Origin of the sequence: Desulfosarcina cetonica JCM 12296 (assembly GCF_001311845.1) — a bacterium.
Classification (GTDB): Bacteria; Desulfobacterota; Desulfobacteria; order Desulfobacterales; family Desulfosarcinaceae; genus Desulfosarcina; species Desulfosarcina cetonica.
The window spans coordinates 1-8,588 of record NZ_BBCC01000239.1; the positions used below are offsets into that span (position 1 = coordinate 1).

Below are 8,588 nucleotides of genomic sequence, written 5' to 3' on the forward strand. Positions count from 1 at the left end.
CTTCATCGGAACGTTGTCGTAGAAAAAGCCGAGGTCGGTATGGCAAACGCCGCATCCGGCGACCTTGATCAGGACTTCACCGGGGCCCGGCTCCGGCAAGGGAGCTTCGACGCGCACCAGGGGCTTGTTTCTTTCGACCATCTGCCAAGATATCATTGTTGTCATCTTCTTCTACTCCTTCTCACTCTGAAAATGGGTTGGAAGAGGGGGCGCTGAAAAGATTCGAACGCGGGCGCACCAAGCTTTGTGTTCAATTTGAGATATTAAATGCGTTTTCAAACTGATGCGATTTCAGCCTTCAGGCTGGATGCCATGCACCGAATTCCCGAAGCGATAAAGAAATTTACATGGCAGCGATGCCAAATCAATGGCCAGACCGATACTGGCGTCCGCTTTACAAAACTCCTCGACGATCATTGCATTGTCTCCTTAATTGCGACAATTATTCTTATAGATAGTTGTAAGTGAATTAAATCGACGACGCTTTTTCGAACAATCCCTCCCGCATTTCGATCTCTGCCTTTTGTTTCGCCTTGTAGTGGACTTTCTTGCCGGTGGCCGTCAAATACAGTGCCTCTACGAAACGGTAGTACCGGGGACGTTTGTAGGTCGCCAGCATCGGGTGCTCCTTGCAGAACGTGTCCAGGTCCCCGATGGTCAACGAGGGATCCCTTTTGATAACGTAAGCCACCACCAACTCTCCCCATTTTTCATCGGGTACGCTGGTCACGATACAGTCGGCGACCATTGGGTTCTCATTGATGATTTCCTCTACTTGGGCCGGCTGAACGTTCTCACCACCCGAAATGATCATGTCATCCTTACGGCCGACAATCGTAACGAACTCTTTTTCATTCCACGTCGCCAGATCGCCGATATACAGCCAGCCCCGATAGTATTTGGCGTTTGCCTCCTCTTCCCGATTGATATAGGTATAGGAGCACTTGCCCGCCGCCCGGATGACGACTTCTCCAACGGACTCTCCGTCTTTGGCGACGATGTCTTCCGGTTCGGCCAATCGATCCGGATAGACATTCACCACCGCCATGTCATCGTCTGTGCATGAGCGACCCGCCGAACCGGCCATTTCGGGCAAATCCTGCGGGCGTAGGAAGGTGTTCCAGAATGCCTCCGTAGAGCCGTAACCATTGAAGATGTTTTTTGTAAGAACCTTTTGGAAAACCATGCAAGCCTGCTTTTCCAATGGGGACCCCATGGTGACGATACCCTTTAATTTCTCTAAATTGCGGGGCTTTTTCTGCTGCGCTTCACAAAGCGCCTTCAAGGTAACCGGCGCACCGATCAAAAAGTTCAGCGCGTACTTTTCGATATAATCGATTACCATTTGTGGATCGAATGCGCGAAGAGCAACCATCGATGCGCCAACGTACAAGGACGGATTGGGGCCTCCGGCGTAGAGTCCTCCCCGATGAAACCATGGGGTCATGTTCATGGTCCTATCGAACGGAGACAAGGGAAAGTGCATCAATACATCGTGGGCGCTTAAGATTTCGTTGATGTTATTCAGTGGCACGCCTTTGGGCATGCCCGTGGTCCCGGATGTGTATAGCCGCGTTATTTCGTCATAAATCGTAGTCGGACGGGAGATTTCAGGATCGGTTTCGGGTTTGTCACGGACATATTCTTCATACCTGATAGAACCGGCAAACGGGACTTCTTTTCCCGAAACATCGACCATCACGACTTTTTCGGGCTTGTGCGTTGCCATGTTCAAGGCCTTTTCTGCGACATCCTTCAATTCGCTGTCGTAAAAATATACTTTTGGTTTGCTGTCATCGATAATGTAAGCGGTTTCACCATAGGAAAGTCGGAAGTTGATCGGGCAGTTGATGGCGCCAATTTTTTGCGGGGCCAGATATAGAAAAACAAACTCAGCACTGTTTAGAAGCTGGTACATGACAAGGTCCTGCTTTTTAACACCATCTTCCATTAATGCATGGGCAAGCCGGTTGCATTCGGTGTTGACTTGCGGATAAGTCCAGGAGAGGTCTCTCATCGGGCAGATTAATGCCGTTCTTTCTTCAAAACGGTGCACATTTCTTAAAAAACCATTAAGATAGGTGAAGTCGTTCTCAAAGGTTTCCTTGAACATATTTGCGTTATAGGTTAGTTTTTCCTCCGACATTTACGTTCTCCTTCTTTTAGGTTTTCAGTGGATATGCGGATGGCAACCCCTATTCAGAAATTATCGGAGGCGATATTGCCATCCGAAAAACGAGCGACGAGCATGCAGAAAGGAAAATGCGGGAACAAGGAGCGACAGAGCCTTAAACGCTGTCCAGCAGACAAAAATGAGTTTTTAATTTACTATTTTTTCTTTAAGTACCATATGTGTTATTAATATATCCATATTTGGTACTTAAAGAATATTCTGGTGTATGTCAAGGGAAAAATGTGGGATTATTTTTTTGATGTGTGGGTTTGAGCGGTCACAAAGATCATTCGGAAGTACTTATGGACGGTGGGAAAACAGTTTGCTCTGGGTTTAAAACCTGATTAGGCGGGGTCTGTCTTTTCTCCATGTTCAATCCCTTCCCTGGCCGCTCTGTCATGTTTGCGGCCGAATGGAATACCGAGCCTTTTCATCCTTTTTCGCAATGTGGAAGGGTTGATATTCAACAACCGGGCAGCACCTTTGTCGCCTTCAACCCGGCCGTTGCACTTTTTCAGCACGTTACCAATGTGACTGGCCATGACGGCGTCCAGTTCAAGAAGCTCATCTTGACTGGATTGGCAAGGGGTGGGCGACAGCGGCTTGAGTTTATTGTTTTTTACGTTTAGGTCGTCAAATGAAAGAACACCTCCCTTGCAGACAATGAGCTCGCGTTCGATGGCGTTTTCCAGCTCTCGCGCATTACCTGGCCAAGCGTATTGTAATAATCGGTCGAAGGCCCCAGGTGAGAGCGTGGGCTTGACAAATAATTTCATTTCCCGCGATTTTTTCTGAATAAAATGCTGAACCAGCGCTGGGATGTCTTCTCGTCGATGGCGCAAGGGGGGTATGGCAATGGGGAACACCCGCAGGCGGAAATAGAGATCCTTCCGGAAGGTGCCTTGCTTCAGCATTTTTTCCAGATTACGGTGGGTGGCGGCGATGACCCGTATGTCGACTCGGATCGTTTCCGAGCCTCCCACCCGTTCAATTTCCTTTTCCTGTATCACCCGTAGCAGACGAACCTGGGCCTCAAGCGGCAATTCTCCGATTTCATCCAGAAACACCGTCCCCCGGTGGGCGCGCTCAAATCGCCCGCGTTTGCGTGTAAAGGCACCTGTGAAAGCGCCCTTTTCATGGCCAAACAGCTCACTGTCCATGAGCGTGTCCGGAATGGCGCCGCAGTTAACCCGAATCATGGGGCCATTGCTGCGAGGGGATAGGTTGTGGATGGCATTGGCCAGGACCTCCTTGCCTACGCCGGTTTCTCCCAGCAGCAAGACCGGACTTTCCAGAGGGGCCACCTGGCGCACCATGTCCATGATCCCTTTTAATCCCAAATCAGCGCCCACTACCGCTTGGCCGGTTATTTTCTGCATTTCATCCTGGAAGTAGCGGTTATCGTCGGCCAGCTTATCCCGAAGGGTTTGAAGCTCCCGGTAGCGCAGGCTGTTGGCCAATGCGATGGAAAATGGTTCGTTGAGCAAAGAGAGCAGTTGGACATGGTGGCGGTTGAATTTGATGTCCGGTTCGCTGAACACGGACACGGTGCCGACGAAATTTCCTTCCAGCGCCAGATCAAGCAGCAACCCGGAAATATCACCGGTGACGCCCATTTGCCGAACCACCGGACCGGCCACGGCATCTTCGCCCATTCGCTCTACCAGCTTGGTACGAAGGGAACGCTGGTCTTCCACCTGTTGCCGGCCCCTGGCGTCCAGCAGTGTACGCAGCGCCATGGCCTGGCTGTTTTGCGTGGTGGCCATGGCGATCGTCTCCACAATGCCCAGCGCACGATCATAGACGTGAAAGCAAAGCCGCGTGGCCGGCAGAAAGCGCGACAGGTATTGAAGGCATCGTTGCATGGCCTTTTCGATATCCAGGCTACCGCAAATTCTTAGCGTGGCTTCACGGAAAAAATCACTTTCATTGATGCTCATGAGGGCCCTTTCCTTTTCTGGACTATTTGCCGGATATAGTAATTGTCTGGCAAATAGTCCAGAAGCAACTTTATCATAGCGCAGAAAATAATCATGATAAATCACAACTATCTTATTTTATATTAAATATCAACATGGCATGGTCTCTGCTAAATTACCATTCTATTCATTCATGCTTCGATCATTATTCCTATCCATTAATAAAAGGAGCCCAACATGAAAAACGTTGTCATTGTAAGTGCCTGCCGAACTGCCATCGGCGCCTTCGGCGGAACGCTAAAAAGCCTCAATGGGGCGACGTTGGCCGCCATCACCATGAAAGAGGCCGTTAAACGGGCGGGTATCGCCCCCGAGGTGATCGATGATGTCCGCTACGGTTGCTGCATGGAGCATCACGATACGCTGAATATCGCACGGGTGGCAGCGTTGCTGGCGGGGATACCGGATAGCGTTCCGGCGGTTACCATCAACCGCGTTTGCATCTCCGGGATGGAAGCGGTTGTCTCCGGCGCGGCCATGATCCAGGCCGGCATGGCCGATGTCATCCTTGCCGGTGGCGTCGAGCATATGTCCGGTGTGCCCTATGCCGTGCCGTGTGCCCGTTGGGGGGGGCGGCTTCAGGATCAAACCTTTGTGGACGCCATGATCCATGCACTGCACTGCGGTTCGCACCTTTTACCGCTGTCTGAGGATGCCCCCCTGGATACGACCCAGCGCCGGCCAGCGCATACATCGGCAAGCCATTTATCATGGGCCATACAGCCGAGTTTGTGGCCCAGAAATTGGGTATCAGCCGCCAGGAGATGGACGAGGTCGCGTTGCGCAGCCAAAACAATGCCGAAAGGGCCACCAACGACGGTTCGTTTGTCGAAGAAATCGTGTCCGTGCCGGTGCCGCGGCGTAAGCAAGATCCTTTTTTGTTTGATAAAGACGAACATTTTCGACCCGGGCTGACCATGGAACAGCTGACTAAATTACCACCAGCCTTTGTTCCCAAAACGGGAACCGTCACCGCGGGCAACGCCAGCGGTATCAACGACGGATCTGCAGCCATGGTGATCATGTCCGAGGACAAGGCGGAAGAACTCGGTTTGCGGCCCTTGGCTCGCATCCGGGCTGTGGGCAAAGGCGCCTGTCATCCGTCTATCATGGGGCTTTCACCGGTACCGGCCGTGCATGATCTGATGAATCGAAGCGGGCTGACGATCGGTGACTTTGAACTGGCGGAAGTCAACGAAGCCTTTGCCGCCCAATACATCGGCTGCGAGCGGGAGCTTGGGTTGAACCGTGAGATCACCAATATTAATGGTTCGGGCATCGGCCTGGGGCACCCGGTCGGGGCAACCGGATGTCGGGTTATGGTCACGTTGATTCATGCGATGAAAAAGCACGGCAAGGCGTTGGGATTGGCCACGCTATGCGGCGGCGGCGGCGTATCCATGGCCTGTGCGATCGAAATGATTTAATCCGAGAAGCAAATGGATCGATTGCTATCAAACCATAAGGAAGGACGAAAGATGGAAATAAAAACAGTGGGTGTACTCGGGGCGGGTATCATGGGCGCCGGTATCGCCCAGATGGCGGCACAGGCGGGCTTTGCGGTCACCTTGCGCGATATCGAAGATGGCTTTGTGGAAAAAGGGATGAATACCATCCGCAAGAATCTGGAACGGGCTGTGGCCAAAGGAAAGATGGATGAAGCCACTGCGTCGGAAATCATGGGCCGCGTTAAAGGTCTGACCGATCTGAACGCAGCGGTCGCCGATGCGGACCTGGTCATCGAAGCCATCGTCGAGCGGATGGATATCAAGAAAAAAGTACTCCAGGAGATTGACGGCTTGTGCCGGCCGGAAGCCATTTTTGCTTCCAACACATCGGGGCTGTCGATCACGGAGATGGCTGCGGCCACCAAGCGGCCGGGCCAGGTGATCGGGATGCATTTTTTTAATCCCGTGCCGGTTATGCGGCTGGTTGAGTTGATTCGTGGGCTGGTCACCACGGACGCGACCTTTGCGGCATGCAATACCTTTGTCGAGGCCATCGGCAAAACGCCGGTCGAGGTCAAGGAAGCCCCCGGATTTGCAGTTAACCGCATTTTGTGCCCCATGATCAACGAGGCGATCTTTGTGCTTTCCGAAGGCGTCGCCGCTGCCGAAGATATCGACCGGGCCATGACCCTGGGCGCCAACCAACCCATCGGCCCGCTTGCACTGGCCGATATGATCGGCCTGGATACCTTGCTGCTGGTAATGGACGGTTTTCATCAGGAGCTGGGTGAAGACAAATACCGCCCCGCGCCCCTTTTGCGTAAAATGGTTCGGGCCGGCTATCTGGGACGCAAAAGCGGTCAAGGATTCTACAATTACAATAAATAGGGAGAAAAGAACATGGCACAGCTGGTTGTAGAACGAAGAGATGTGGATTTTGTGCTTCACGAGCAGTTGGAAGTCGAAAAGTTCAGCAAGCATGAGAAGTTCGCCGACTTTAATCGGAAAACGGTCGACCTGATTGTCTCCGAGGCCCGATCCCTGGCCATTAAAGAGATGCTGCCCGCGTTGAAGATCGGCGATGAGGAAGGATGCCGGTTTGAAAACGGAACGGTTACCGTTCCGGAAGCCTTCCAAAGACTCTATGAGCTTCTCAGAGAAGGCGAATGGATTGCCATGTGTGATGATCCCCAATGGGGCGGTCAGGGGATGCCCACCACGGTTTCATTGGCCGCGATGAACTACTTTGACGGTGCCAATTACCCCTTCATGCTCCACACGATTCTTCTGCATGGTGCCGCCAAGCTGGTGGAAACCTTTGGCACGGAAAAGCAAAAAGCGCTTTACCTGAAGAAAATGTTAAGCGGACAGTGGGGCGGCACCATGCTGCTCACGGAACCCGAAGCGGGTTCGGACGTGGGCGCCTTGACCACCTCTGCCGTGAAAAACGACGATGGTACCTATACCATCACCGGCAGCAAGATCTTTATTTCATCAGGAGAAAACGATCTTGTTGAGAACATTGTCCATCCGGTTTTGGCTCGGATCGAGGGCGCACCGGCCGGAACCGATGGCATCTCACTGTTTCTCGTACCCAAAATCTGTGTCAACGATGACGGCAGTCTGGGAGAACCCAATGATGTGGTCTGTACCGGCATCGAGGAAAAAATGGGTATTCACGGCAGCCCCACATGTTCCCTGACGCTGGGCGGCAAAGGTAACTGCCGCGGCACGCTACTGGGAAAGGAAAACAAGGGGATGCGGGCCATGTTCGTAATGATGAATGAGGCCCGCCTCGAGGTGGGCATGCAAGGATTGGGGTGCGCCTCCGCCTCCTACTTGAATGCCCTGGCTTACGCCCGGGAGCGGATTCAGGGCCGGAGCCTGCAGGCCACCAGCAAAGAGGCGCCTGCGGTGCCCATTATCCAGCATCCGGACGTTCGGCGCATGCTGCTTTCAATGAAGGCCTATACGGAAGGCATGCGCAGCATCATCTATTACATCGGCTGGTGTGAGGATCAAATCCGCACCAGCAGCGATGCGGACGTAAAGCAAAAATACCAGGGTCTGATCGATGTGCTTACGCCCATTGGCAAGGGGTATGTGACCGACAAGCTTTTGAGGTGTGTAACAAGGGTGTTCAGATTTTCGGCGGATACGGCTACACCAAAGAATACCCCCAGGAGCAGCTGTTGCGTGACTGCAAGATCACCCACCTCTACGAAGGCACCAACGGCATCCAGGCCATGGATCTTTTGGGTCGCAAGCTGGGGCTGAATAAAGGCCAGTCATATAAAGATCTGATCAAAGAGATGCGGGATATGGCTGAAACCGCAAAAGCCGTCAGCGGTTTGGAAAAACTGGCCGCGGACGTGGAGAAAGCGATCAACAAACTGGAAGAAACGGCGTTGTCCATCGGCGGCACCGCCCGGTCCGAGAAGATGATGGCTGCCTTTGCGCATGCCTACAGCTTCATGGAGGTCACCGGGGATATCGTTATGGCTTGGATGCTCTTGTGGCGGGCTGTTCTGGCGGCCCGGAAGCTCTCCGATGGTGCCAAGAAAAAAGATCTGAATTTCTATGAAGGGCAAGTGAAAAGCGCCCAGTATTTTATAAAATCCGTGCTTCCGTTAACGTTAGCCAAAGCCGACATCATTATTGCCGGTGACGATACGGTCATACAAATATCCGAAGATGCTTTCGGCAGCAAGTAAAAAGGCGCATCTCATCTGGCTGGGCCGGTATTGCCAGCCGCGCTACATGCAGGCGGGGATGATGTGCACAGCATCATCTTCGCCAAATTTTTGATCCTGAGCAATCCGGTTCTTCTCACTGGTGATCATCCACATGGTAGCGTACCACATTCACAAATGGTCCTTCTTTTCTTCCCGTGCCTTTTCCCCTGGTAAGCATTTCCATGTGATCATGCCGATTTTCAACTACGAAACAGGAGTCAAATCATGGATATCTTGGTATGCGTGAAACGGG

General features: G+C 52.5%; 4 protein-coding genes and 2 pseudogenes. 3 read left to right on the plus strand and 3 right to left on the minus strand.

All coding sequences use genetic code 11. The features are described 5' to 3' along the window. Positions 1–291 precede the first annotated feature (291 nt). The 3 genes from JCM12296_RS48410 to JCM12296_RS30300 all read right to left on the minus strand — a co-directional run bounded on the left by JCM12296_RS48410 (position 292) and on the right by JCM12296_RS30300 (position 4,113). Positions 292–417, minus strand: coding sequence for a hypothetical protein (locus tag JCM12296_RS48410; protein WP_281492210.1), 126 nt, complete (start codon positions 415–417; stop codon positions 292–294). A 52-nt stretch (positions 418–469) separates the two neighbouring features. Further along, positions 470–2,146 carry a class I adenylate-forming enzyme family protein gene (locus JCM12296_RS30295; protein WP_054700839.1) on the minus strand — a complete coding sequence of 559 codons (1,677 nt, stop codon included), beginning with the start codon at positions 2,144–2,146 and terminating at the stop codon, positions 470–472. Between the two features lie 371 nt (positions 2,147–2,517). After that, positions 2,518–4,113: a sigma 54-interacting transcriptional regulator gene (locus JCM12296_RS30300; RefSeq protein WP_054700842.1), complete on the minus strand. Its 1,596-nt coding sequence runs from the start codon at positions 4,111–4,113 to the stop codon at positions 2,518–2,520. A 216-nt stretch (positions 4,114–4,329) separates the two neighbouring features. On the opposite strand from JCM12296_RS30300, the pseudogene JCM12296_RS30305 reads away from it, so the two are divergent. From JCM12296_RS30305 to JCM12296_RS30315, 3 genes and pseudogenes are all read left to right on the plus strand, one after another. Then, positions 4,330–5,579 (plus strand): annotated as a pseudogene (locus tag JCM12296_RS30305) (thiolase family protein). Positions 5,580–5,630: 51 nt separating this feature from the next. After that, positions 5,631–6,488 carry a 3-hydroxybutyryl-CoA dehydrogenase gene (locus JCM12296_RS30310; RefSeq protein WP_157068026.1) on the plus strand — a complete coding sequence of 286 codons (858 nt, stop codon included), beginning with the start codon at positions 5,631–5,633 and terminating at the stop codon, positions 6,486–6,488. A gap of 12 nt (positions 6,489–6,500) precedes the next feature. Next, positions 6,501–8,314, plus strand: a pseudogene (locus tag JCM12296_RS30315) (acyl-CoA dehydrogenase). Positions 8,315–8,588: the final 274 nt, after the last annotated feature.

What these genes read in the sequence shown, in the direction of transcription:
- JCM12296_RS30300 (WP_054700842.1), bottom strand. Translation starts at nt 4,113, where the DNA reads ATGAGCATCAATGAAAGTGATTTTTTCCGTGAAGCCACGCTAAGAATT.
- JCM12296_RS30310 (WP_157068026.1), top strand. Translation starts at nt 5,631, where the DNA reads ATGGAAATAAAAACAGTGGGTGTACTCGGGGCGGGTATCATGGGCGCC.
- JCM12296_RS48410 (WP_281492210.1), bottom strand. Translation starts at nt 417, where the DNA reads ATGATCGTCGAGGAGTTTTGTAAAGCGGACGCCAGTATCGGTCTGGCC.
- JCM12296_RS30295 (WP_054700839.1), bottom strand. Translation starts at nt 2,146, where the DNA reads ATGTCGGAGGAAAAACTAACCTATAACGCAAATATGTTCAAGGAAACC.